Source organism: Pedobacter sp. NJ-S-72, from assembly GCF_053890575.1.
The window spans coordinates 1,106,890-1,131,258 of the sequence record NZ_CM132681.1 but is presented as its reverse complement, the minus strand read 5'-3'; the positions used below and the strand labels follow the sequence as shown (position 1 = coordinate 1,131,258).

Here is a 24,369-nt window from a genome sequence, read left to right as displayed (position 1 = left end):
GATTACTCAAATATGAGCCAGTATATTCACCAGTTTACCAAATGGATCGCGTACATAAAAACGACGTACACCCCATGGCTCATTAGCTAATTTATATTCAATTTTAAAATTATGCTCTTCCATTAATCTATAAGCAGTATCCACATCATCAACTTCGATTGATAAATCCGGAACCAGAGTGCCTGAACCACCCTCACTGGCAAAGCTAATTTGTACAGACATCTTTTCCTCTGAGCCATACGTTGTTATCCACCCCTGATCCATTAACACCTCCATCCCTAATAGATCTATATAAAATAGTTTTGCTTTGGCGATTTCTGACGAAGCGATATTAGCTACTATGCGTTTAACTTTCATGAGTTATAAATTTAAATAATAATTGAAACGACTCAATCATTGGGGCTCCCATAATTCAACTTTATTTCCTTCTGCATCAAGAATATGTACAAATTTACCATAGCTATAGGTTTCAATAGTGTCAACAATTGTCACCTCATTATTTTTTAATTCCTCCACAAGTGCTTTCAAATTTCCGACTCTGTAATTTATCATAAAATCCTTTGTTGAAGGTTCAAAGTATTTTGTCGTTTCGGCAAACGGAGTCCATTGCGTAAGTCCTTTCTTTGTGCTGTCGGCACCTTCATACCACTTAAAAACCGCACCATACGGGTTTGTGTTTAAGCCAAGATTTTTTTGGTACCACGCTTTCATTTTTTTAGGGTCTTTACATTTAAAAAAAACGCCTCCAATCCCAGTTACTTTTGTTGTTTTCTCTGGTTTGGTAATTATTGTCTTAAATGCGAAACCAAAGCAAAATGATGTCGCAATGGTCAGGGTTATTAAAATTGCTTTTTTCATTGTTTCTACAAATTATATTATTGTTTGTTACCAGGTCCTTTTAGTCTGTTACCGATGAAGAGTATGAGGCATGCTAACAAAAATATACTTTTTTAATCGGACAATACATACTGATAATCAATTCAATATATTTATCATAGTCTAATGATTTTTCAGAATATCATTCCCCTTTGGAGTCAAATCATTCCCAATCCGATACACTCCCTTGATTAAATACTGGTAAATTTATTCACTCATTGTTTTTTAAGAGAAAAGTAGCTCCCATTTTAATTACACAAAATGTATAAATTAAATTATCCCAAATGCAAATAGGACATTTTCGATCTGAAACAGCCCGTCTTCTCTTTATGGAAGTTTATGATAAAGCGATGAAGCAACTACCCAGGCCTTCTGCCATTTATGATGAACCCACTTCCTTTGGTACAGTAAGAGTTTATCGGTTTGGTAACCAGGGAGGCACTCCTATTATACTATTACCAGGAAGGTCATCATCCACCCCTATGTGGGAAGCAAATCTTCCTGGATTACTGAATCAATTTGATGTATACACCATAGACCTGCTAGGAGAGCCAGGAAAAACCATTCAATCAGCTCCTGTAGAAAATATACAGCAACAGGCAGTATGGATGGAAACTGTTTTAGAGCAATTAAATCTGAAAAAAGTGCATTTATTGGGTGTATCTTTTGGTGGCTGGTCAGCGGTTAATTATGCTATTCATTTTCCAAAACGTATTGTATCTCTTATCCTATTAGATCCCGCACTCGTTTTTGCGCGTTTCTCCTGGAAAATCATTGCATTTTCATTAGTAACTATGATCCCCTTTATTCCAGAGTCCTGGCGTCAAAAATCATTAAGCTGGATATCGGGCGGGGCAAAAGTTGATCCCGAAAATAATGTTTCCAAACTCATTTCCATTGGCTTAAAAGACTTCGTAGTAGAACACCTGCCCCGGTATATCCCAGCGACCAACAACTGAAATCCATTCAATCTCCAATGCTGGTATTACTAGCAGGAAAAAGTATAGTACATGACTCTGTGGCTGCGCTGGCTCGTGCCAAAAGCTTAGGTAGTCAGGTAGAAGCAGAAGTCTGGCCTGACGCTTCTCATGCCATTAATGGTGAATTTCCGAAAGAGATAAATGAACGCGTTCATATTTTTTTGAATAGCATTGAATCGTTGTAATAAAACTCAGATTGTAACTCTCTGAGAAACCGTCTCTATAAAACAGCCAATCACAAACATTTCAGATAAATTAATATTACTTATTTTTGGTCTTTTAGATGACGATAATGACAGGAAAAGATTTCGCAAACAGATTACTTGAGAACATACAAACATCCTTAGAACTAAGATCCCGTATTCCATATCTGGATATGTTAAGGGAGTTAAGGCAAGGTGGTATGTCATTATCCACTGCAATCTTAAATACATCATCAAACTTTGGAAGCTTTGATACTGCTTTAAAAGAAGTGCTTGCTATACTGCATAGTGGTAATAGCAATTTTATATCACCCCCCGATATTTCACCATTACCTCTAATAATGATCTATCAAAACTTATCCGGTAACGTTCCCCTGTTGAGTGAAGTACTTCAGGATCACATTGACAATAATGCCTCAAAGATAAATGAGTCCAAATCAGTACTTCTTTTATATAAATTAGAGACAATCAACCTCGCTGCGGTTTAAAATTCAAAGTTTTGTTAAATTATCAGGACGCAACTGTAAAGTATAAGGCTTAATATTTCCACAAGCCACCTAACAGGACTAATTTCATCATCTTTCTAAGATTAAAAACTCACATGTTGATTACCTGACCTCATTGTCTGAATTTATCAATTACAAGACTGTCATGACAGGACAGATGACCCATAATTAATTGATTTATAAATGTTAAGCTTTACATCTTGCATTTCTCAAAAACCTTAAAAATTCTTATATTACATCTACTAAGCAAGTATCAAATCTATTAAAGTGTTATAGGCAACTGACCAGAACCTAAACTGAAAAACATGAGTACTCAAGCTGACGTTATAAAAAAAGATAAACCCCAGACTGCTGCTAACAGTTTTTCAAAACAGCAAAGTAATAATGTCCCAACTTCTCAGTTTGTAGATGACAGACCCGAAGCTATTGCGCAAAGGAAACTACAGGAAGATATTGACAAAAGCCCACGTGTAAAGCAATTAAAAGCAGACCAGGCTCTGGCCGATAATTTTACGTCTCAAACAACACAGCGAAAAGAAAATAATACAGGTTTGCCAGACAACTTAAAATCAGGAGTTGAAAACCTCTCTGGCTATTCCATGGATGATGTGAAAGTTCATTATAATTCAGACAAGCCGGCACAATTACAGGCATATGCCTTTGCTCAGGGTACTGATATCCACCTATCATCCGGACAAGAGAAACATTTACCTCATGAGGCCTGGCACGCACGTGGTGCAACAAAAGCAAGACAGGGTTAAACCTACCATGCAGATGAAACATAGTACTGCTGATTCAGCATCTTACAGCGGTAGCATCACTAAAACAATTCAAAGGTTTATAGATCCCAAAACAAATGAAGAGGTTGATATTGATAAAATTACCTATCTGGGGGATATCATGAACTATTATACGATGATGTCATCAGGAATTCTTGAACTCGACAGAGAGGACAGGAATAAACTGCTGTATAAAAGAGCAGTCCTGCTAAAAAAAGACAATGTGAAAAGTCAGATAGCCAGCGCTAATATATTGGGTATGGAAAAGGCTAATGCTCTTGGCGGGCCAACTTATTATCATAATGTTGATCCTCAAACACTTGCGGAAATGGTGCATAATGGTGCAGAACCCACGCTGGGATATGCCAACCCCACTTACTTTGAACGTCTGGATAAATTCACCTGGAGGCTGCTTCCTAACATTAGTGCAACAACAGGGATTTTAGAGTTTTTAAATCCAACATTAACAGCAGGTGATAATCCGGCCATAACGATTACAGAATGCCAGACTGCTATACAGGCAGTTTTTTATCATAGCATTCTGAAATTAGTTGGTCAAAAGCGTTTTGATAAACTTTTTGGAGAGGAGAAGGTTGAAACACCTTCAGAACAGCGCCTGAAAATTGAATTTAATATAACGGGAGCTAACCCACTTAATAATTATTTGATAAAGGATAAGGCAAAAATGGATAAGGAAGAATACAATGAACTTAAACACGAGGAAAATGTTCCAGTAAGCTCGCCAGGATTTCGTCCCGCAAAACTTGGGGGATGGTACTTTATCAAAAATCATCCTTTATTCAATATAAGACATTCATTAGGGATTTGGGGTGGTGAGAACGCTCTTTATGTGGGACGAAATGATGATAATGAGCAAATTTTTTCGGGATTTGGCTTAGAAAACCGTACAGAAAAAGAAATGGCTCAATGTTTAGCAGATGAATTTAACAGCCCGCCAAACGAACAGGAAGTTGCAGACATCATTACAAGAGATTCAGCTCATCTTTCTTTGATCCTCCCCACTTTAGGAGAAATAGGTACAATTAATGAGTTACCAAATCTGTCTGAAGCAGCAATAACGGCACTCGATACTCTTTTGCTCTGGAAGCGAGAGACTAAAATAAAGCTCGATGAAAGAGCTATTCAACTAGATGTTATCCTTGGTCTGCTTAAAGATAAAGAACTGCAGCCCCAGGTATTGCCAAATGATCTATTAGATGAAATACATTTATCAGCAGAACAAAACGAGCCCCTGCCCCTGACGGAAAACACTACCCATGGTGTTTGGGTAGCTCATGAGGATTCAATGAGATTAAAATGGTCAAACAAGAAGCTTAAGCGAATAAGTATTCGTACGCTAATGGGTTATTACGCATCTTCTTTCAATTTGCATGTCAGCCCGTTACTTAGAGAACTCATTAAGGAATTCAATGCCGGATTTAAGGAATTTGCTGAAACCAAAACCTTTGCTGTTAAGCCTGGTCAGGAATATTTATTCCCATTGCCTTCAGAAATAATAAAACTTAAAAAAAGTCCCAGTGGCTTTCAGTCACTGGGAGCCAAAATAATCGATCCTGATAAAATTATGGATATCGTTAAAAATACTTAGTAATGTACTGAAAACATGAATACTTACGCTGACAATACAAAAGAAGATAAAAATCAAACTATTGCTAACTGTTTACCAAAAAAACTGCAAAGTAGTGATGAACCTGCTTCTGTGTTTGCAAATAACAGACCCGAGGCCATTGCGCAAAGAAAACTCCAGGAAGCTGTTGATAATAGTCCCCGTGTACAGCAATTAAAATCATACCAGGCTCTGGCCGACAATTTCACTTCTCAGATAACACAGCGAAAAGAAAATAATACGGGCTTGCCAGACAACTTGAAATCAGGAGTTGAAAACCTCTCTGGCTACTCCATGGATGATGTGAAGGTTCATTACAACTCAGACAGGGCTGCACAATTACAGGCATATGCCTTTGCCCAGGGTACTGATATTCACCTATCATCCGGACAGGAAAGACATCTGCCCCATGAAGCCTGGCACGTGGTACAACAGAAACAAAACAGGGTTAAGCCTACCGTACAGATGAAAGACAATACGAATATCAATGATGATCCGGGCTTAGAAAATGAGGCAGATATAATGGGTGTCAAAGCTCTTCAAAACATTGGAATCGTCCAGAGAAAACAAACGGGTACTTTATCAGGCTCTACTGTCATCCAGCTTACTGGTCCTTTGATCAGATTAAACGAAGAACATACTGATGAAGATGCCAATACACTCTCAGAACTCAATGCAGATCCGGAGGAAGAATTTTATCGGGCATCCTTAGCTGATATAGACTTCATATGGGATCAGCTACTTGCTATAGATCCGGCAGATTTAGGAGCCGCGGACAAAAATCATCTGGCCGAATTAAAGGTAAAAGTTCAAAATGCCTATGATGTTAGAGTAGACAATAGCGAGAAAGTTGATGGATATCTGCATACAGCCACTACCGGATGGGCAGAAGAGTACGGAGCAGAGCCCGGTGCAGGCGACAGCCTCCATGACTTTGTATATAATGCTGTTGTTGGTGCAGTGGCTGATCAAAATGAAGTTTCAGGAATGCGTTACGACACAACATTTGGGTATCTTCCTCAAACTCAGCTTGCCTATTGCTTAACAGAATGTGTTAGTTCTAGTGAAGAAGTACTGGCGCTATGTCTCTATACCAGTTATCTTTATGGACCACTAAATAAGTATTTTCGGGAACAGGATGAACCAGAAGACACAGCTTTTGGTCGCCTGATAGTTAAAACTGCCGGAATTTTACAACAAGCATATGCAGAGGCTCCGGCTACAGCAATAGTAGGAAGAAGATACAGGCTTGAATTAACATCTGGCTGGATAGATGACGATCAAGAAAATATCGACTTTGCAGCACTCACAAGTATTCATCCAAACAACATAGCCGGTGTAAACAACATGTGGGCAGATATAGTAGCTGATAAGTTTGGCCCCTATGATAATCTCGCCTTATTACTTTTTGAAGGGACTGCGAAACTAAAACGTCCTGCAAAAAAATATTTCCCTGGCGAAACAGAGGATCTTATGGGGCCGGGAGCTAACTACAAGGTGATTGACAGCTACACGATCAACGGTGTAATTACCGGAATTGGCGAGCAGGCAATCCGGGTATTTCATTTAAGTAATGTGCCAGATGCTGAATATGCGGAGGCTGAAAACAGAATAACATTTGCAGCTGAATCACGACTCACAGGTTAACGCCGTAATGCAATCACTTACCTGAATCTTTTATTTGCAGCTAATACCCGGCAGCTCCAATATCATATGCAATCCCCCGAAGGACGCACGCTATGCCAATTATCCAGTTATTTAGGTGATTTTTCATTCGCTATAGGTATTGAGGTTCTTCAATTGCCGGAAATGTTTTTGTGAAAAAAATTTTAACTTAAACCTGGTTGTATCGACCTTAACCGTATTGGCCTCTACATATTTAAAAGCACGTTAGCCAAGAATAGCTTCTTGTTATAGTTTAAACAATTATAACACATTCTTAACACACATCCACCTCCAACCAATCATTAAACAATCTAATTTTGGCTCTTGCACTTCCAACAAGTCAATACACAATGAAAAGAAGATCTGTTCTTAAAAACCTTGCTGGTCTGGGTGGCCTTTTACTTGCTCCTTCCATCGGCCTTGCCAATACCTCAATAGCAAAAACAAAAGTCATACGGATTGCCCATCTGACTGATATCCATTTAAAAGATCATCTCGATGCACCCAAAAGATTTGCCAAATGCCTGCACCATGTACAGCAGCAAAAACCAAAACCTGATCTGATCCTTAATGGAGGTGATATTGTATACGATATGAATAAAGAGCAGCTGAGCACTATCGATGCACAATGGAAATTAGTACAGGACATCATGATGCAGGAATGCAATATCCCTGTACAGTACTGCCTGGGAAATCACGATATCTGGTGGAATGAAGACAATAAGGGCCAGGCTATTTATGGCAAACAATACGCTATGGATCAGCTGAAACTTTCCAGTCCTTATTATAGTTTTAATAAAAATGGCTGGAAATTCATCGTTCTGGATAGCGTACATCTTGATATAGATGGAACCTGGTATATTGGCAAACTTGGGGAAACACAATTTACCTGGTTGGAAAACGAACTAAAAAACACGTCTGATGATATCCCTATCTTAACGGCTACGCTCATGATAGAAGACAACATTGTTAATAAATGGGAAATGCTTGGTGGTGACATGCATACAGATACCGCAAAAATAATAAAGCTATTTTATCAGCATCCTAATGTAAAACTGTGCCTCAGCGGACATATTCACCTCCGTGACAAGGTCCTTTACAATGGAGTAACCTACATTTGTAACGGAGCTGTCAGCGGTGCCTGGTGGGAAGGCAATAAGCGGGAAACTGCACCTGGGTATGGCCTGATAGACCTTTATTCAGACGGAAGTTTTGAGGAGTATTATATAAACTATTAAAAAACTGTCTACGTTTTTATTCCGTTTTTTTAAGAGAATCACCTATAACTATTGTACCTTCTTTTATTCCAGAAAGCTTAGGATCTTGACTATATAGTCTTTCCAGCTGGCCATTCAAGTCTGCTAAACCAAGGTTCAGATTCTCCGTGCTAAGCGCGTCGATTACCCTTTCCACATCTACCAGTACTAACAATACTTCTCTGTAACTTACTTTAAGACTGGCTACTATTTTTTCAAGTTCTGTTATTTTTTTTCCGATTTCATTAATGTCAGATCTATTACGCAATGAACCGAGAAATACACTCTTCAAATCATGCTTATTGGCTTTCATTTCAGCGAGATCCGTTGAATATTTATCAAGTTTTTCATATACCTCCACATCCTTAAGCTTATACTCATCAATCACGCTTTTTACAAGAGCCTTACGCATTCAGCACCGCCAACAACAGCGACATTCGCAGATAAAAGTATCCTTCGTGATGCCATCTCATCCATTATTTTTTTGTCGTCATGATCGGGTTCATTTAGTTTATTGCCTTCAAAACCTCCTGTTGGACTGGTTGTCTGCCATTTTCCATCATCCCAACTCAGCTCACCCGCCATCAGATATTTTCCTATTGTCCATTGTTTAAATTCACGTTCATATAGTATTTTCTGGAAAACGTGTAATGCTTTTGCTTTAATCTGTACACCTATAGCGGCGGTAATCACCGGGCCAATTTCGTAAGTTATTTTAACGGGATCACCAGGGACAGTTTGAATACTTGTATTGATAAATTGCAGTCCACCATTTATTTCAAAATTATTTCTGAATTCGCCCGTACCTCTCGCAAATAACCCTGCAGAAACTGCCACCACCAATTGACTACCCACTTGCACTCCAGCCGACAAGGTAGCAGAAACACGTCCATTAAGTCCTGCCTGCCTTACCACTGGCATGCCAGGGTGGTTGTTCCTTATGAGGTTTACTTAACTCTCCTTTTAAAAGCGCTTCTATTGAAGCCGCTACATCTATGTCAACAAAAGCCTCGAGACCGGGCATGATAGGAATAGGTAAAGACAAAACGGGAATTTTCGTCTCCTGAGTGAATATACCATCAATCGATCCCTTTTTTTCTTTAAAGTCCAGCATTGTTTTAACACCTAGCATCGACAATGAAATGCTGGCTACACTTGGTTTACCCATCTTTATGAAGGGTGACGTACCCATAATATTGAGATCAGGTACAGAAAAGGAAGCTTCCGGTGTCACTTTTAGCATATCTAACCAGGTAAAATCACCTCCACCTGTACTCTTTTCCATTAAACCCGCTTCTTTTGCTGGTTCTTCATTTGATTTTTTATAACTCAATGTAGCTTCATCGGCATGCAATTGTTTGGTACTGGTATTAAATTCTGGTCTTAATATGCTGAGGCCAAGTTTGCCATATTTATTTCAGAATAAATGATGATGCTGATAGCTTAAAATCTCCTTTTTTACCAGCAGCTTTATTGTACTCCATTGTGAGATTCTGGGTATCAACATGTAAATCGTCTATACTTAATTTAGGAGTACCTGAAAATGCCAGATCCACTGCACCGCCTTTTGCAATTTTGCCGCTGAAACCCGGATCCTCAAGAAAAAACACACCATCAATGATCTGGAATGGCCCCATCGCCTTAATACCCAGCTCTGCCTTACTAAATTTCCCATCTTTATCAATCCCCAATCCCATGTTAACCGGAAATTCATGCCCTAATGCATTTACTTTCCCTGTAGCATCGAATGCCACGCCTTTCTCTTTTCTCCATCCGCCACCTATTAAATCTATCTCTACTGTCTTATTTGCTATTGAAACATCTTTAATAGCAACATCAAGGCTTTGTAATCCCTTATCTGTGACCACAAGGTTACTCACCAGCAATGAGCCTACTTTAAAAACATTAGCCAGTTCTCCATTAATCGCAAGTTCCGCAAGGGGGACGCTCAGATGAAAACCACCATTCCAGGGAAGAATCACCTCATTTCCCTGCTTGGCCTGCAGATCTATGTCGAATAAGTGTATGCTGAAGTTAAAAGGAACGGAGAGTCCTCCTGGGCTAGATTTTTGCAATTCACTCTGTTTTTTTCCTTTCTGAACTTTTGGTTTACCCAACTGCATTTTTAAGATACTTGTGTCCATGGTAAAAAGTGTATCCATTCTAGGCTGCAGGAGCTCAGCAGCATCTTTACCCGGCTCGGTACTGCTATCTGCCTCAGAACCTGACGATTCTGCCGGGGATGATGCAGCCCCCCTCCATTTGCTATACAGAAATGAAGCAGGACTAGTAGTCAATCCTTTAAACCACTCCATAATAAGCGACATTGAGGCCATAGGATCAGCGACAAAAGTGCTGTCTATGATCCATTCTGCATTTTCTGGAGAAAGCTTAGGTTCCATGGAGCCAAGAAATTTACGCATTCCCTTGCCCATCGCAAAAACGATAAGATTTTGCACAGGCTCCGGCAGGAACTTAAAGATCCCGTAAAGTGCCTGCAATCCGGTATATACAGGTGAGGCATAAGAAAGTATTTGAGTAATGAATTCACCAGACAATTTCGAGTATGCCCAGGAAACCCATCCGTCTGCTGCAGGCTTACCTATAGTGTAATCAAATGTCTTAAGTGATACAATAATTAAATCTTCCCATTCAGGTTTTCTTACTTGTTTACGCAGTATTTTAACGAGCATATCGGTACCCATGTCTCCAGTTTCTTCACCGGAGATTACCGCAGCAACTAAACCGTTTGCCTGTATGACAAGTACGCCACTATATAATTGCACAGTCCCTCCAGTACCATAAGCGCCAGACCATCCGGAAGAAGGAATGCCAATCCTATGGCAATCCATTTTTTGCAGCGCTTGTTGGCCCATTATATCCGCTTCATTTTCCAGTTGCGAATCATCATTAATTGCGTATTTTTTCATCTGCAGCGTGGGTTGCACTCTACCTTGCTTCTGCTGTACCACATGCCATGCCTCATGAGGAAGGTGTTTTTCCTGTCCGGGTCCAATATGTATGTCCGTACCCTGGGCGTAGGCATGTGCTTGTAACTGCGAGGGTTTAGCTGAATTATAATGAACCTTAACTCCATCCATGGACATGCCGGAGAGCTGCTCTACCCCTGCCTTTAGTTGGTTAGGCAACCCCGTATTGTTTTCCTTTTTTCTTTGAGAAACATTTTGGGTCTGTGACTGGCCTTTCTTTTCTTTATTTTCATCAGCGTAATTACTCATAATTCGTGTTTCAAAATTTATATCCATTATTAAAAAAAACGCAGCTTATGGCAAATCGTCTTTTTTAATCAATGGCGTGATCAGATAATTAAAAATAAGAAAGCCAATCGCGACACTGATTACAATGATTATTAAAAGTGTGTTGTAAGGCATATTGATACAATCAGGGTCTGTAACACAACCTGAGCTGCTGGCCGCAGCTGCCGATACCCCAAAAATCGGTATCAGATCACTGGTAAAACAAAAAGTAGATCCAAAAAGGACAAACAAAGAAATAAGACCAAACAAGATACCTGCAACCAGTTTCTTATGCTTCCACTCACCAGCATAATACTTTATCCCCCAGATAAAATAAGCCGTAACAGCTGCACTGATCATAAAAAACACAAGTGTAACGTACTTTAAAAAGGTATTTAATTCTTTATTTACATAATTGAAAACCTCTTTAAATGTGACATTATTTATCACGCCATAATTACCAGGTATTTTCGCATTCTCCTGCTTTTCTTCCTTTACGAGCGAATACACATTTATCTCGCTGAGATAAGAATTGATTTTTGAGTTATCAGCAGTGGAAACAGTACTTTCAAAGCAGGTAGCACAAGGATTTTGCAGAATAAAGTTCCATAAAACAATATGCCTTTTCACCTTTTCAAAAAAGGAAATCTCAGCAGGCATAATCACAGGCGGACCTTTTAAATAGGTCGTATCCACATAAGTAAACTTATACATCAACTCATCATTGAGTACTGCGAAAGAATCATCATAATTGATGTAATAAATACCGATCCCTGCTACGTTATTCTTCAGGATATAATCATACTTTTTTGATAAAGTCACCTCGTCATCGTACCAGATCCGATAACTCCGGGCATTATGAGATACTGTATCAATGTATAAACTTTCATTTGCTGCACTGTATAAAGCATGATTTTGAGTCATAAGCTGTATTTCATTATACGGCAGATACCCCGAAAATGCTTTCGAAACAGAAGTAACAGGATCTATTTCACACTTTGCCCCCCGATATGGCAGAATAATAATTAACTTTTCTGCATCAATACCCTGTGCAAGGTACCATGTGTAAGAAGCATCAATAGTTTCATGCTCTTTTCCTGTTAGCGGTGCCAGAGCTGCCCCTATACGTGAGGTATTAGAAGCAAAATCTATAAAAAATATCTGTCTGTATATTTACTAAGTTCCCCCAGTTCATAGGCGCCATCAAAATTTGTACGCGGCAGGGTAACAAATAACTTTGCTGCCGGGTCTTCGGCCAGCAGTGCCTGATGCAGCAGACCAATAAATGCGGAAAAACGTTGTTTATCTTTTTTAGCCAGATTCTTGAAACTGATATTAACACCGTTAGCCTTACGTTTCTTTAGCAACAACAAAATACTGGCAATAGATTTTCTTTGAACAACCTCATTATACAGTAATTGCCCCCTGCTACTTTTATTTGCAATCAACACCGTAAAATACAATTTAGATCCACTTTTTTGTGCCTTGTCAATTACAGGGGCTGTATCCCAGCCATTCAGATGATCAAAATTACCCGTTGATTCATTTAAAGACAATGCGTAATAAATCAGGGAAGTTGCTGCGTTGAAAAAAGCATTGGCATCGCCTTTATATGAGGCGTCAAAAAAGCCAAAGATCTCTGCTTTGTTCTTTAACTGAAGGGTATATTTCCTGGTCACTGTATCAGCTATCTTTAGCGTATAAACAGTATTTGGATCTGCATTTTTTACCCGGTTCAGCCTTCTCAGTTTTTCAAATTTATCTATGCTCCCGGTTTCTTTAATTGCCCGTTGATCAAGTATCGGAATCAGCTGATTGGCCAGTGCAGCCAGATCTGCATTTGACGGGGTTACGGCAGGTGTTTTATCACCAGCATTGATCAAATCGTCTATATCTTTCTGCTTCTGGATCAGTATCGATAAAACAGCTTGAAGAGAGTCTAAATCATGATACCTGTTTTTTTTCAACTCGGCAATCATCACCCTTACATTAGCAGAGGTAGCGGCAATAGAGTCTGTTAAACCCAATTTCTCAATGGCTACCAGGATTCTGCCATCCAGCTTTTTATCTGCTTTGCTTTTGAATTTTAAGAACGCAAGCAGGGCCTTCCAGAGATTAGTTTTCTTAGCGTCTGGCTTAGGCTGTTCTTTTTTCGGGTCTTGCTGCTGAAAACCCGGCATAATCCAATTCGCATTACTGGCAAACACCAGTGTCGAAGAAGATTTTCTGTTTGCTGCCCGGCCACCCTGAAATAATAAAACTAAAAAAAGAGGTAAGAGAAAATTTAAAGCTATCCTTTTCATAAGCAGGCCACGATTATATTCCTATTTATCCGCCATGCTAATTTGATCTTATTCGTCTGCATAAAATCAAGTAGAATTACGTGTTTACGAATACAGGTAATTCTACCGGTAAGCCCTCCGGTTATATTGGATAGTTTTGGTTAACACGATTGAAATCTAAACGATAAACAAGTTTTATAATGATCTACGCCTGTTTAAACTGTCTCGCTGAAGAAATGAATGCCTTTTTTAAGAGCAAACTTAAAATACATGATGACAGAGTGATTATTTCTGGAATCATGAACCAGAATGGAAGTAGTGCAGTACAAGGAGAAAACAAAGTTTTAATTACACTGATTAATATTATTCGTGATACAAATTTGAAACGGGAAGGTTTAACAGGAGCTGGATTAAGCACTAGTTCAGCTAAACCAATTTGTATACAACTGCATTTAATGATTTCCTGCCATTTCTCTGATACCAATTATGCAGAGGCATTGCGGTTCTTATCCTTTGCAATTGGTTTCCTGCAGGAAAAAAATGTGTTTGACCATACCAATACGCCGCGAATGGATCAGGATTTAGAGAAGCTGGTTTTCGAAATGGAATCAGTCGAACCAGACAAATTAAGTAATATCTGGTCTGTATTAGGAGCTAAATATATGCCGTCTGTTTTATACAAAGTACGAATGATCATTTACGATTCTAATAAAATAAGCGAATACCGTCCGGTAGTGACTGGTATAACAGAAGATAATTCTCAACAGATATGATGCAGCAATACCATAAAGCGTTCAGCATTTTATTTAAACACGATTTCTTCCCTGATGGGAAGCTGAGATCTTTAACAGTTAAGCCTACGGCCGAAACAAAATTGACACTCACAGAAATAATGGTGGTATGCTGGTCCCCTTTCAACACGGTGTACATGTCCTTTATGATTCGCTTTGTTATGGCAGTGAAAGATTGAGAGCAGAATTTTTAGCAAGTGCAAAACAATTAAATTTTTTACTCATGAACAGGGATCATAACTTTTATAATTATACTACTGCTTTTAATACTGATATTTCACGTAATTATTTCTTTTTCACCAATACAGACAATTCAAATTTACATACAGGCACTTATGTTGGAAAAGATGATTTCAGAGCGGTGGACACCAGGGATATTGATTTGTTCTCAAAACCTTTTGGAATGATTGATATTCACTTGCATGATGCGCTGGAAGAAAGTCTTCACATCTCCTTTAGTACCGCTTCAACTTACTGGTGCTATGTATTATCCACAGATTATCTCCAGGAATTGATTAACCCGGCCATACTGGATAAAGAAGCGCAGGAACTATTTTCTGGCCCCGAACCTACACAGCTTACTGAGAACAGAACAGCCCTCCTGTTTTTTTCTAAAAACCCGATCTCCCATTATCAGCGGGTAATCCATACTTTTCAGCTGGTCGAAGAGTATCAGACGGAGCAGCAAAGTTACAAAGTGGTACTCCCGGTATTACCCGGGCCAAATCCGCAATATATATCATCCGTTAAGATTGCAGATGAACATAAAGACAAAAACATATCATTTATATTCATCTGATATTAAGCAATTTAATCAACCGCATATAAACAGTAAAATTAAAAAACTATGGCATTAGATTACAAAACCCCCGGTGTATACATAGAGGAGAAAAAAAACGCCTTTCCCGGATCCGCAGTAGCTGTAGAAACCGCAATACCGGTTTTTATTGGTTACACAGCAAAAGCACAGCGAAATGGGAAGTCCCTGGTGTACAAACCTACGCGTGTTACTTCTCTCGCAGTATTCGTAGAGTATTTTGGCGAGGGCTTCAATTCCGAATTTACAATTGCGGATGCACCAACTCCGGCTGTACCGGGAAAGAAACCTTTAAGATCAATGGTGCCGATAAAGTGATACAGATTAATCCAAACCATGTATTCTTACTTTATAATGCAATCAGGCTATTTTATTACAACGGCGGAAGTGTATGCTACATCCTTTCTGTGGAAACTTACGGAGATAAACCCGATGGTTTTGATATTGACACCAACAATTTCACACAAGGTCCTGAAAGTCAGAATGTTTTCTCTATCCTTGAAAAAGAATATGAACCTACACTAATCGTATTGCCGGATATAATCACCAAAGGTGAGACTATTGCTTATAATCTTTATAAACTCGCTTTAAAGCATTGTCTTGACATGCAGAACCGGTTTTGCATATTAGATGTTTACAATACACCTGGAAATACAATTGAAGATGATAGTAATGGATTTCGTGAAGGTATTGGTACAGAGTGTTTAAATTATGGTGCAGCCTACTACCCTTACCTTAAAACCTCTGTAATCCAACCCAGTGAGGTCAATTATCAGAATCTGATTGATTCCGCAGTAAAGCTGGACACTTTGTTACCTGAAGACAAGGTTAAAGACATTGTTACTGCATTTGGGCTACTGACAGGTGACGCATTAACCCTTGCTGCAAAAACAAACTACCATCAATCGCTAAAGGCCGCCAGCCCTACTTATGTTGCGATCATGGAAGAGATCAGATCTAAACTGAACCTGCTCCCTCCAAGTTCTGCTATAGCAGGCATTTATACTTTTGTAGATACTGCAAGAGGTGTTTGGAAATCACCAGCTAATGTATCCTTAACTATGGTCAATGAACCTGCTATTGCTGTTTCTCATAATGAACAGAAAATGCTTAATGTAGATATCATGGCAGGCAAATCAATCAACGTGATCCGTCCTTTCCCAGGCATAGGTACTTTAGTTTGGGGTGCACGTACTTTAGATGGCAATAGCCAGGACTGGAGATATGTGAACGTAAGGCGCACACTGATTATGATAGAGCAGTCTTTAAAGCTGGCTACCAGATCTTATGTTTTTGAAGCCAATGATGGAAATACCTGGATTACAATCAGCAGTATGATTAATAACTTCCTCTATAACTTATGGAAACAAGGTGCCCTTGCAGGTGCAGCGCCAGAACAAGCATACAATGTTCAAATCGGCCTGGGCTCTACAATGACTCCAAATGATATACTCGATGGAATTATGCGTATTACGGTCATGTTAGCTATTGTACGCCCTGCAGAATTTATTGTGCTGACGTTCCAGCAACAACAACAACAATCTTAATTTTATTTATTAACCTCATACAAAAACATTTTTTATGGCAGATAATGGAGCCGCTCAGGCAGCCACAACGTGGCCGTTAGTTAAATTTCAATTCTCAGTGAAGATTGGAAGTGACGAACTATTATTTCAGGAGGTAACCGGACTTTCTTCTGAAACACAGGTAATTGAATACAGAGTCGGCAATAGTGCCGTATTTTCTACAGTGAAGATGCCGGGTATTAAGAAGTTTGTTTGGTAACGTAACCTTGAAGAAAGGCATCTTTAAAGATGACAAGAAGTTATGGGACTTATATAACAAGATCAAGATGAACACTTTTGAAAGACAGACTGTGGTGATCAGCTTGTTAGATGAGGCAAATGGGGTAGCGATGTCCTGGAACCTTAAAAATGCTTTCCCGGTTAAAATGTCGGTATCCGATATGAAAGCAGATGCTAATGAGCCGGCAGTAGAGACGATGGAACTTGCCCATGAAGGGTTTGAACTGGCTAGCTAAACACAGCGCAGATGTCGTATCCATATGAGGTTCCTGTAGCTTTTAGCTTTGAGGTCAGAATACCTGGTTTTAGCAATGAAGGAGAATGCAGCTTTCGCGATGTAGGTGGGCTTTCTGTCAAATTCGATCTGGAAACTGTAATTGAAGGTGGAGTAAATGACTATGAACATAAGTTCCCTAAAAGAGCACAGTATAATCCACTGGTCCTGAAGCGCGGAATTCTCAGAGGTTCACAGTTTACAAAATGGATCAATGATGCGATCAGGAATTTTAATTTCAAGCCAAAACAGATCTATATCAGTCTGATCAATGAGCAAAGAGCACCTACCATAAGGTGGAGAGTAGAAAATGCTTATCCGGTAGGGATTGAAATTTCTGAATTTAAAGCAGAAGATAACGCATTGGCCATTGAAACGCTGACTATCGCCTATGACTATTTTGTAAGAATGGAATAATAATCAATGAATTATGCCTTTAGAAATACGTGAACTTGTTATAAAAGTTAATATAGAAACTGCAAATCATACGTCAAATGCTGACTTAAAGGAGCAGATGCGCGATTTGGAAGACAGAATTATAGAGAAATGCGTGGAAAAGATTCAACGGAGAATAGAAAAACGTTCAGAAAGGTAATATATGGCGCTTATCAAATTAAAGATAGAATCTTTTCGTAAAGCAGATTATACGAATGATAGCAGAGGCACTATCAATGCTTTTATTAACCCGGACAGCTATTCACTGACACTGACCATTCAAATAATTTCAGTTCTTTTAATATTAAGGGGGATTCAGCACAAACATTTTTCTTTAACAATACGGGCGGCAGTGTACTGAAGATAGACAAACTACTGGTTGACGGAACAGGGATTGTTCCGTTATCCGGTTTTAAGGATGTAGATGGCTATCTCAATGAGCTCTCCAGACTTGTTTATGAGTATGATGGCAAAATTCATATGCCACCTTATGTTAGAATCACCTGGGGAAATCTTCTTTTTAAAGGTATCTGTACCTCTTATAATGTAAAGTACACCTTATTTAAACCAGATGGAACTTGTTTAAGAGCCGAGGTATCTCTTGAATTTAAAGCATCTGTTGATCCGCAAACTAAAGTCAATGAGGCGGCGAACAGTTCACCTGATCTAACACATGCCCGTACTGTAAAAGCAGGTGATACCTTGCCACTGATGACTTACCAGATTTATGGAACCAGTGCCTATTATATGGAGGTCGCAAGGATTAACAACCTCAAATAATATCAATGCAATCAAGCCGGGAGATCAGATTTATTTTCCACCCTTAAAAAAATAAAATGCTATGCCTGCAAGTCCCTGGGAAATTATAAAGAATATGTCTCTGCGCTGTACTGTTAAAATTAACGGTACAGAAATGAAGGAGGAATATGGTATTGAATCTATTTCTATTTCACATCAGCTTGGGACTATCTCTTCCGCGGAATTAGCTATTTCCGGGAATTATGCCAGCGATTTCTCTAGTCTGAGTGTTGCTGATGATGAAATATTTACTCCAGGCAATGTTATTGAGATTACAGGCGGCTATGATGATCAGGGTGAAACAGTATTGTTTAAAGGGTGCATTGTTAGCCATTCAGTGCAGCTAAGTGGTGATCAGCCTGTAAGTATGAAATTAAGCTGTAAACACATTGTGGTGAAAATGACCATGGAGAAAAAAACAAAAACCTTTCAGGATAAAACGGACAGCGCCATTATAGAAGAGATACTATCTGAACATAAGATTAAGGAATCAGTAGAAAGTACCACCATTAAACATGAGAAATTTACTCAAAATGATGCTACTGACTGGGATTTTGTGGTCTCAAGAGCAGACGAAAATGGGTTTATTGTTTCTCTGGATGCTGATACAGTGAGCATTAAACCTCCTGGTTTAGCGCAATCACCAGTAATCAGATTAGCTTCAGGAGATTCTATCCTGGACTTTTCGGGTGAGCTTGTTGCTGAAAACCAGCCAGCTTCTGTCAAGGGATCTGGCTATGATGATCAGCAAAAACCGCTCAGTGTAACGGCAAAAGAACCTTCGATGAATAATCAGGGTAATTTACAGCCAAAAGAACTGGCCGGAAAATTTAACGCAGCGCCACAGTCGCATCTTTTAAATACGCCGACCACAACTGCAGAATTAGAAGCATTTGTAAACAGTAAATTATTGAGGATTCGTTTAAACGCCATCAGAGGAAGTGTAAGTTTTGTAGGCTCCCCGCTGGTAAAAACCGGAACGATTATTCTGCTCGAGGGTGTAGGAAAAAGGTATAATGGAAATGCTTATGTGACTTCTGTAAGCCATTCTATCAACAAGGGCTTATGGAAAACAACCGCGAAATTCGGTTTAGATAGTAAACCAATCAGCAAAAGTGATGGTTTTTCAGCGCAACCAGCAAATGGCCAGGTACCAGTAATGTATGGCCTGAGAACCGCAAGGGTAGTCAAACTTGCGCAGGACACAAAAGAGCCGGGTTCTTTATATAAAGTTCTGGTTGCCTTACCTGCTGAAGAAGATAAAGAAAATGAAGTCTGGGCAAGAATGGCCAATTTTTACGCAACCTCAGGAGCAGGATTAGAGTTTCTGCCAGAAATTGGTGATGAGGTTGCCGTTGGGTTTGTAGACAGTAACCCCAATAACCCAATTATACTAGGTTCACTCTTCGGCACCAAAAACGTTGCGCCAAATCCTGCGGCCGATGAAAATAATTACATCAAAAGAATCACGACTAAAAAAGTAAGCTGAAAATATCTTTTGATGACCAGTACAAAGTGATACAGATTGAAACGCCCGGTGAAAACAGGATTACCATCAGTGAGAAAGAGGATAAACATACTATTGAACTCAAGGATAAAAACAATAACCTGATCAGTATGACTGCAGATGGCATCAAACTGACCAGTGACAAAGACATTATACTGGATGCTAAAGGCAGCCTGAAACTTTCTGCTGGTGGTAAAGTAACTATATCATCAAGCAATGGCGATGTAGCCGTTTCCGGAAAGAGCATTAAAAACACCGCTATGGGAGAATTTACGGCAAAAGGAAGTACTGCTGAAGTCTCTGCATCCGGCCCGACTACCATTAAAGGTGCAATGGTAATGATTAACTAATATAAATTAAAGATAATATGGGAACAATGGCCGCGAGAATTACAGACCTGCATACTTGTCCGATGATTACCCCTGGTCTGCCACCTATACCTCATGTTGGCGGCCCGGTTATTGGCCCTGGTGCCCCTACTGTAATCATAGGAAAAATGATAGCTGCAGTAGTTGGTGATATGGCGGTATGTGTTGGCCCGCCTGATTCCATTATTAAAGGATCAGCAACAGTATTACTGTGTGGTAAACCAGCAGCCCGTATGGGAGATACTACAGCTCATGGAGGCACGATTGCAATAGGCTGCCCAACAGTTTTTATAGGAGGATAAAATGGAACAGGAAGAAAGAACATTTTTAGGACGCGGCTGGAGTTTTCCTCCTGCGTTTGACCGGGTAAATAATACCAACCGGATGTCTTCAGGAGTGGCAGATATTGAGCAAAGCATCCATATCATACTGGGTACCACACCTGGCGAGCGGATCATGCAGCCAGAATTTGGCTGTAACCTTAAAAGGATGGTATTTGAACAGTTGAGTTCAAACCTGATTACTGAATTAAACCAGCTGATCGGACAGGCTTTATTAAATTTTTTTGAGCCAAGAATCAGGTTCCACCAGGCAGAGAGAGATTTTAGAGAAAGCCTTTTAGACGGCTTAGTCCACATGCATATCCAATATACAGTGATCACGACCAATACCAGGCACAATATTGTTTATCCATTTTACCTGGCAGAAGGTACTAACGTCTCTATTTAAAATACCCTATGGCAACAGAACTAAAGCCCGAAATTAAAGATGGCATGAGCCAGTCGGAACGCTACCTTGCTTCTCTTGATACCTCCTATTTTGGTATTGATGAGAAAGATGCGCCCGATTTGTTCAGGCTGCTTTATGAGCTTTGCGGCCAGTTCAATTATTACGACGAAACCAATACCATTCAGGGAGACTGGCAGGACTTTTTAAGTTCAGATATTGATATACTGATTGCATTACTCGCTAGCATAGATAGCAGGACTTCAACTGACTTATATAAAAAATTAACAAACGCACTTAAGCTTTCTGAAAGTCAGGAAGAACTAACCGGCTGCCTGAAGAGCATTTTCTTGTTTGTCCAGAGCTTTGCAGTTTTGCAGATTGAAATTCCATAAGAGATTGGAAACGGCAAATAACCTGGGCCGTACCAATCATTTTGAGCTCACCAACGAAACATTCGTTCACCACTTGCAGCGCCTTTATGATTACAATCAGAATGCTATAGATCTGCTGGGAGATGGTGTGAGGATTCATTTTGACCATCAATCATTCAGTTTTGTATTTGAAAGGAATTATGAAGTCATTGACGAGCCTTTCCATAAAAGCGGGACTATCAGGGAAAGGATCATGTTGTCTATTCCCTATTTTGACAACCTTGTTGCCGATTTAGAGACGAAATTTATAAAACTTTTAAGCACGGCACGGCAGTATGTAAAAACCCCGTCTGCTGATGGTGACATATTTGACCCGCATATTGCCTTATTGATTTCTTTTTTAGAACTCTATACCCACCTGCAACAACCAGTGAACCGTTTACTGCAAAAACACCTGGATTATTTCTATAAGGATATCATCGGCATCAAAAATAAAGATGAGCAGCTGGACAAGATGCATCTCATTGTAGAACCTACACCCGCCAGCACCCCTTTTGTATTAAATAAAGGCGAACAGCTTATCACCGAAGTAGATGGATACCAGGAAAAACTGGTTTATACTTTAGCGAATGACGTAGAAATTACTGCCACACAGGTTAAGGAATTAAAAACAGTTTTTATCAGCAATAAAATACAGTTAGAAGGGAAAAAAGGTAGTGCAGGCGATGTAAAAGAACTACAGGTATACCAGGGAAATTACCCTTCTTCTGTGCCTGATACTTTTCAAAAAGATGGGGCTTCTTTTCCATGGCCATTACTGGGGGAAGATCAGAGTGAATTACCGTTTCAACAAAAAACAATGGATCAGGCAGATATAGGTTTGTTGGTTGCCTCACCACTTTTCTACCAGGTAGATGGACAGCGGAATTTCAGTGTCAAGTTTTTTATTAAGCAGGAATCATGTATAGCTTTTGATGAACAGGTAACCCGGATGTCCAAAGCTTTAGACATTGACACAAAGGGGTACTAATACTGGAATTGCTAAATCAGAGCTTTGACGTTATGCTTACCGGAGCTGCTGGCTGGCTGCCCGTTAAGCACTATGCTGTATCCTATACGCCTGGTAACGCAAGTAGCAGCTGCTGTATGGAAGTTAAATTCAAAATGGACAGTAATGAAGAAGCTGCTGGTATCTATAACCCTGTATTGCATGGATATGAGCTTAATTTGCAATTGCCTGCTTTGCGTTTATTACTCAATAATTCATCTTTCCACAATCCCTATACTTTCCTGTCTTATTTTGTGATGGAACGGGTTACAGTCAAAGTAGAAGTAAGAGAATCTGAACATTTCAAACTGAGAAATAACCTGGTTGATTTACATGGAAAAGCTCCTTTTCAGCCGTTCGGTCCTATTCCTGTTAGAGGTTCGTATCTGGATATTAACAACAGTAATATCTTTAACCGCTACCTGGTTAATTTCCGGCTGCAATTTTACTGGTTTGATCTTCCGGCAGATGAGAATGGCTTTGCCGGTTATTATCAAGGTTATCAATATCCATTTACAAATGACTCTTTCAAAATAACGCTGCGCAGCAATACCAATTCAAAAATTACCCCCGGTACAGAAGAGAAGCAATTATTTAATTTATTTGAACGCCAGAGCCCTCATGGTAAAGCTTTCCTGAAAGACCAGACTACTATAAACAGAATTGATTTAAAACGGATCAGGTTTGAGAATACGCCTAAACTTGATCTGGATGATATAAACGAGGATTTTAAACAAGGTACACTTCGTGTCGAGCTGACTCAGCCAGATGAGGCTTTTGGAAACCGTCTGTATACTAAAACATTTATTGAAGTAGCAGAACACAATGCCAAAAGGTTCGTGAAAAAGAAAGACGCTCCTAACCCACCATACATCCCTGTGGTTAAGTCACTCTCCATTGATTATACACTGGAACATTCAGAATTAATCTATGGTAGTGCCCAGGATAAAACAGAAGAACTTATCCTGTTTCATCTTTATCCTTTTGGATATGACGAGTTCTACAATGGTAAAAACCTAAAGAATAACTTCTTTGTGCCACCACCAAATCATGAGAGCAATCTCTTCCTGGGATTAAGTACTTTGGCAGAAAACCAGGAGCTGTCGCTTTTATTTCAGCTGGCAGAAGCGAATCTGCACCATTCCATACATGAACCTGAATTGATTAACTGGAGTCATTTAGTCAAAAACAAGTGGGTTCCGTTTCCTGCTTCAGGAGTACTGATGGATACAACAAATAACTTTATGAATACCGGCGTGGTCACGTTGAAAATCCCGGACGGGATCGAAAAAGGAAACACCATTCTTAACCCGGATCTTTACTGGTTGCGGGCATCTTTACCCTGCGCGAGCTCCTTGAAGTCCAAGATGATCGCCATATTTTCGCAAGCAGTAATTGCCATCAGGGAACCCGGGCAATCGAATTTTCCTGATTCTACTTATATCTTGCCTAAGGATTCTGTTAAAGGTTTCGGGGCAGCTTACCCGCAGTGAAAAGTATCATGCAATTTTTCCCTTCTTTTGGTGGATATCCCAAAGAGTCTGATAGGCAATACAACATCAGGGTTAGTGAAAGATTAAGACATAAACAACGCCTGCTGTCCGTACTGGACATTTCTCAGGCCGTGCTGGATGCCTTTCCGCAGATTATGATGGTCAAATGCTATGGTACAGCAGACCATGATCATGTGATCTTGCCAGGGGTAAATATTCATTTGATTGTGATTCCCAAAGAGCGGGAAGATGGCAGCTTTATCAGCCAGGAACCCAGGGTTAGCTTATCTGTTTTATATGCAATTAAAAAGTTTATTAAGGGCTCTGTTTCAGATTTTATACGTGTAGAGGTTGGAAATCCCATTTACGAAAGGATCATGGTGGTCGCAAAGGTGAAATTTAAAGCTGCGGGCAACGTATTGCAGAGCGATGGCTTCTATATCAAACAGATGAACCAGGATATTAAAAAAGTATATCTCTGCATGGCTCTATGATGTTAAAG

31 protein-coding genes and 1 pseudogene are annotated in these 24,369 nt (G+C 39.6%); 24 read left to right on the top strand and 8 right to left on the bottom strand.

Features of this window, described 5'->3' with window-relative positions:
• Positions 1-6: 6 nt before the first annotated feature.
• Both ACWYN3_RS07430 and ACWYN3_RS07425 read right to left on the bottom strand, forming a co-directional pair.
• Complete coding sequence (locus ACWYN3_RS07430) at positions 7-357, bottom strand: VOC family protein (protein WP_456220562.1); 351 nt, start codon at positions 355-357, stop codon at positions 7-9.
• Between the two features lie 36 nt (positions 358-393).
• On the bottom strand, positions 394-858 hold the full coding sequence (locus tag ACWYN3_RS07425) for a VOC family protein (RefSeq protein ID WP_456220561.1): 465 nt from the start codon (positions 856-858) through the stop codon (positions 394-396).
• 347 nt (positions 859-1,205) lie between these two features.
• Between ACWYN3_RS07425 and ACWYN3_RS07420 the strand changes: the two genes are divergently transcribed.
• The 7 genes from ACWYN3_RS07420 to ACWYN3_RS07390 all read left to right on the top strand — a co-directional run bounded on the left by ACWYN3_RS07420 (position 1,206) and on the right by ACWYN3_RS07390 (position 7,874).
• Complete coding sequence (locus tag ACWYN3_RS07420; RefSeq protein WP_456220560.1) at positions 1,206-1,835, top strand: alpha/beta fold hydrolase; 630 nt, start codon at positions 1,206-1,208, stop codon at positions 1,833-1,835.
• A 17-nt stretch (positions 1,836-1,852) separates the two neighbouring features.
• A complete protein-coding gene (locus tag ACWYN3_RS07415) occupies positions 1,853-2,041 on the top strand; it encodes a hypothetical protein (protein WP_456220559.1) in 189 nt (62 codons plus the stop codon).
• Positions 2,042-2,139: 98 nt separating this feature from the next.
• Complete coding sequence (locus tag ACWYN3_RS07410; RefSeq protein WP_456220558.1) at positions 2,140-2,547, top strand: hypothetical protein; 408 nt, start codon at positions 2,140-2,142, stop codon at positions 2,545-2,547.
• Positions 2,548-2,870: 323 nt separating this feature from the next.
• Positions 2,871-3,326, top strand: a complete 456-nt coding sequence (locus tag ACWYN3_RS07405; RefSeq protein ID WP_456220557.1) for an eCIS core domain-containing protein — start codon at positions 2,871-2,873, stop codon at positions 3,324-3,326.
• A gap of 277 nt (positions 3,327-3,603) precedes the next feature.
• Positions 3,604-4,953: a hypothetical protein gene (locus ACWYN3_RS07400; RefSeq protein ID WP_456222924.1), complete on the top strand. Its 1,350-nt coding sequence runs from the start codon at positions 3,604-3,606 to the stop codon at positions 4,951-4,953.
• A 15-nt stretch (positions 4,954-4,968) separates the two neighbouring features.
• Positions 4,969-6,618 carry an eCIS core domain-containing protein gene (locus ACWYN3_RS07395; RefSeq protein ID WP_456220556.1) on the top strand — a complete coding sequence of 550 codons (1,650 nt, stop codon included), beginning with the start codon at positions 4,969-4,971 and terminating at the stop codon, positions 6,616-6,618.
• A 368-nt stretch (positions 6,619-6,986) separates the two neighbouring features.
• A complete protein-coding gene (locus tag ACWYN3_RS07390; protein WP_456220555.1) occupies positions 6,987-7,874 on the top strand; it encodes a metallophosphoesterase family protein in 888 nt (295 codons plus the stop codon).
• 16 nt (positions 7,875-7,890) lie between these two features.
• Here ACWYN3_RS07390 and ACWYN3_RS07385 read toward each other — a convergent pair whose 3' ends face one another.
• Genes ACWYN3_RS07385 through ACWYN3_RS07360 form a run of 6 tightly spaced genes read right to left on the bottom strand, consistent with a single transcriptional unit; the run spans position 7,891 to position 13,452 of the window.
• Entirely contained in the window at positions 7,891-8,304 is a 414-nt protein-coding gene (locus ACWYN3_RS07385) for a hypothetical protein (protein WP_456220554.1), read from the bottom strand.
• Complete coding sequence (locus ACWYN3_RS07380; RefSeq protein ID WP_456220553.1) at positions 8,286-8,813, bottom strand: hypothetical protein; 528 nt, start codon at positions 8,811-8,813, stop codon at positions 8,286-8,288. The genes ACWYN3_RS07385 and ACWYN3_RS07380 overlap by 19 nt, the downstream gene beginning before the upstream one ends.
• Positions 8,785-9,246 carry a hypothetical protein gene (locus ACWYN3_RS07375; protein ID WP_456220552.1) on the bottom strand — a complete coding sequence of 154 codons (462 nt, stop codon included), beginning with the start codon at positions 9,244-9,246 and terminating at the stop codon, positions 8,785-8,787. Before ACWYN3_RS07375 ends, ACWYN3_RS07380 begins: the two co-directional genes overlap by 29 nt.
• 58 nt (positions 9,247-9,304) lie before the next feature.
• A complete protein-coding gene (locus tag ACWYN3_RS07370; RefSeq protein WP_456220551.1) occupies positions 9,305-11,131 on the bottom strand; it encodes an eCIS core domain-containing protein in 1,827 nt (608 codons plus the stop codon).
• Between the two features lie 45 nt (positions 11,132-11,176).
• On the bottom strand, positions 11,177-12,262 hold the full coding sequence (locus tag ACWYN3_RS07365) for a glycosyl hydrolase family 18 protein (protein WP_456222923.1): 1,086 nt from the start codon (positions 12,260-12,262) through the stop codon (positions 11,177-11,179).
• Positions 12,263-12,297: 35 nt separating this feature from the next.
• Entirely contained in the window at positions 12,298-13,452 is a 1,155-nt protein-coding gene (locus ACWYN3_RS07360; protein WP_456220550.1) for a hypothetical protein, read from the bottom strand.
• A gap of 215 nt (positions 13,453-13,667) precedes the next feature.
• Here ACWYN3_RS07360 and ACWYN3_RS07355 point away from each other — a divergent pair, with 215 nt between their 5' ends.
• The 17 genes and pseudogenes from ACWYN3_RS07355 (at position 13,668) to ACWYN3_RS07275 (ending at position 24,361) form a co-directional block, all read left to right on the top strand.
• Positions 13,668-14,204 carry a DUF4255 domain-containing protein gene (locus tag ACWYN3_RS07355; protein WP_456220549.1) on the top strand — a complete coding sequence of 179 codons (537 nt, stop codon included), beginning with the start codon at positions 13,668-13,670 and terminating at the stop codon, positions 14,202-14,204.
• Between the two features lie 127 nt (positions 14,205-14,331).
• The gene (locus tag ACWYN3_RS07350) at positions 14,332-15,021 is read left to right on the top strand and encodes a hypothetical protein (protein WP_456220548.1); all 690 of its coding nucleotides are present in this window, start codon (positions 14,332-14,334) and stop codon (positions 15,019-15,021) included.
• A gap of 48 nt (positions 15,022-15,069) precedes the next feature.
• Entirely contained in the window at positions 15,070-15,357 is a 288-nt protein-coding gene (locus ACWYN3_RS07345) for a hypothetical protein (RefSeq protein WP_456220547.1), read from the top strand.
• On the top strand, positions 15,354-16,586 hold the full coding sequence (locus ACWYN3_RS07340) for a phage tail sheath family protein (protein WP_456220546.1): 1,233 nt from the start codon (positions 15,354-15,356) through the stop codon (positions 16,584-16,586). Before ACWYN3_RS07345 ends, ACWYN3_RS07340 begins: the two co-directional genes overlap by 4 nt.
• Positions 16,587-16,620: 34 nt before the next feature.
• Positions 16,621-16,824 (top strand): phage tail protein, encoded by a 204-nt coding sequence (locus ACWYN3_RS07335; protein WP_456220545.1) that lies wholly within the window; start codon positions 16,621-16,623, stop codon positions 16,822-16,824.
• Between the two features lie 7 nt (positions 16,825-16,831).
• Positions 16,832-17,080, top strand: coding sequence for a phage tail protein (locus ACWYN3_RS07330; protein WP_456220544.1), 249 nt, complete (start codon positions 16,832-16,834; stop codon positions 17,078-17,080).
• Positions 17,081-17,091: 11 nt separating this feature from the next.
• Complete coding sequence (locus ACWYN3_RS07325; protein ID WP_456220543.1) at positions 17,092-17,535, top strand: phage tail protein; 444 nt, start codon at positions 17,092-17,094, stop codon at positions 17,533-17,535.
• A 13-nt stretch (positions 17,536-17,548) separates the two neighbouring features.
• Entirely contained in the window at positions 17,549-17,713 is a 165-nt protein-coding gene (locus ACWYN3_RS07320; RefSeq protein WP_456220542.1) for a DUF5908 family protein, read from the top strand.
• Between the two features lie 125 nt (positions 17,714-17,838).
• Positions 17,839-18,333 (top strand): annotated as a pseudogene (locus ACWYN3_RS07315) (CIS tube protein); the annotation flags it as partial.
• A 61-nt stretch (positions 18,334-18,394) separates the two neighbouring features.
• Positions 18,395-19,840, top strand: a complete 1,446-nt coding sequence (gene vgrG / locus ACWYN3_RS07310; protein WP_456220541.1) for a type VI secretion system tip protein VgrG — start codon at positions 18,395-18,397, stop codon at positions 19,838-19,840.
• A gap of 26 nt (positions 19,841-19,866) precedes the next feature.
• Positions 19,867-20,208: a hypothetical protein gene (locus ACWYN3_RS07305; protein WP_456220540.1), complete on the top strand. Its 342-nt coding sequence runs from the start codon at positions 19,867-19,869 to the stop codon at positions 20,206-20,208.
• Positions 20,209-20,225: 17 nt separating this feature from the next.
• Complete coding sequence (locus ACWYN3_RS07300) at positions 20,226-20,528, top strand: PAAR domain-containing protein (RefSeq protein ID WP_456220539.1); 303 nt, start codon at positions 20,226-20,228, stop codon at positions 20,526-20,528.
• A 1-nt stretch (position 20,529) separates the two neighbouring features.
• Positions 20,530-20,955 carry a GPW/gp25 family protein gene (locus ACWYN3_RS07295; protein ID WP_456220538.1) on the top strand — a complete coding sequence of 142 codons (426 nt, stop codon included), beginning with the start codon at positions 20,530-20,532 and terminating at the stop codon, positions 20,953-20,955.
• A gap of 8 nt (positions 20,956-20,963) precedes the next feature.
• A complete protein-coding gene (locus ACWYN3_RS07290) occupies positions 20,964-21,347 on the top strand; it encodes a hypothetical protein (protein WP_456220537.1) in 384 nt (127 codons plus the stop codon).
• 4 nt (positions 21,348-21,351) lie between these two features.
• Positions 21,352-22,356, top strand: coding sequence for a hypothetical protein (locus ACWYN3_RS07285; protein ID WP_456220536.1), 1,005 nt, complete (start codon positions 21,352-21,354; stop codon positions 22,354-22,356).
• A 32-nt stretch (positions 22,357-22,388) separates the two neighbouring features.
• Positions 22,389-23,867, top strand: a complete 1,479-nt coding sequence (locus ACWYN3_RS07280; RefSeq protein WP_456220535.1) for a hypothetical protein — start codon at positions 22,389-22,391, stop codon at positions 23,865-23,867.
• The gene (locus ACWYN3_RS07275; protein ID WP_456220534.1) at positions 23,864-24,361 is read left to right on the top strand and encodes a hypothetical protein; all 498 of its coding nucleotides are present in this window, start codon (positions 23,864-23,866) and stop codon (positions 24,359-24,361) included. Before ACWYN3_RS07280 ends, ACWYN3_RS07275 begins: the two co-directional genes overlap by 4 nt.
• Positions 24,362-24,369: the final 8 nt, after the last annotated feature.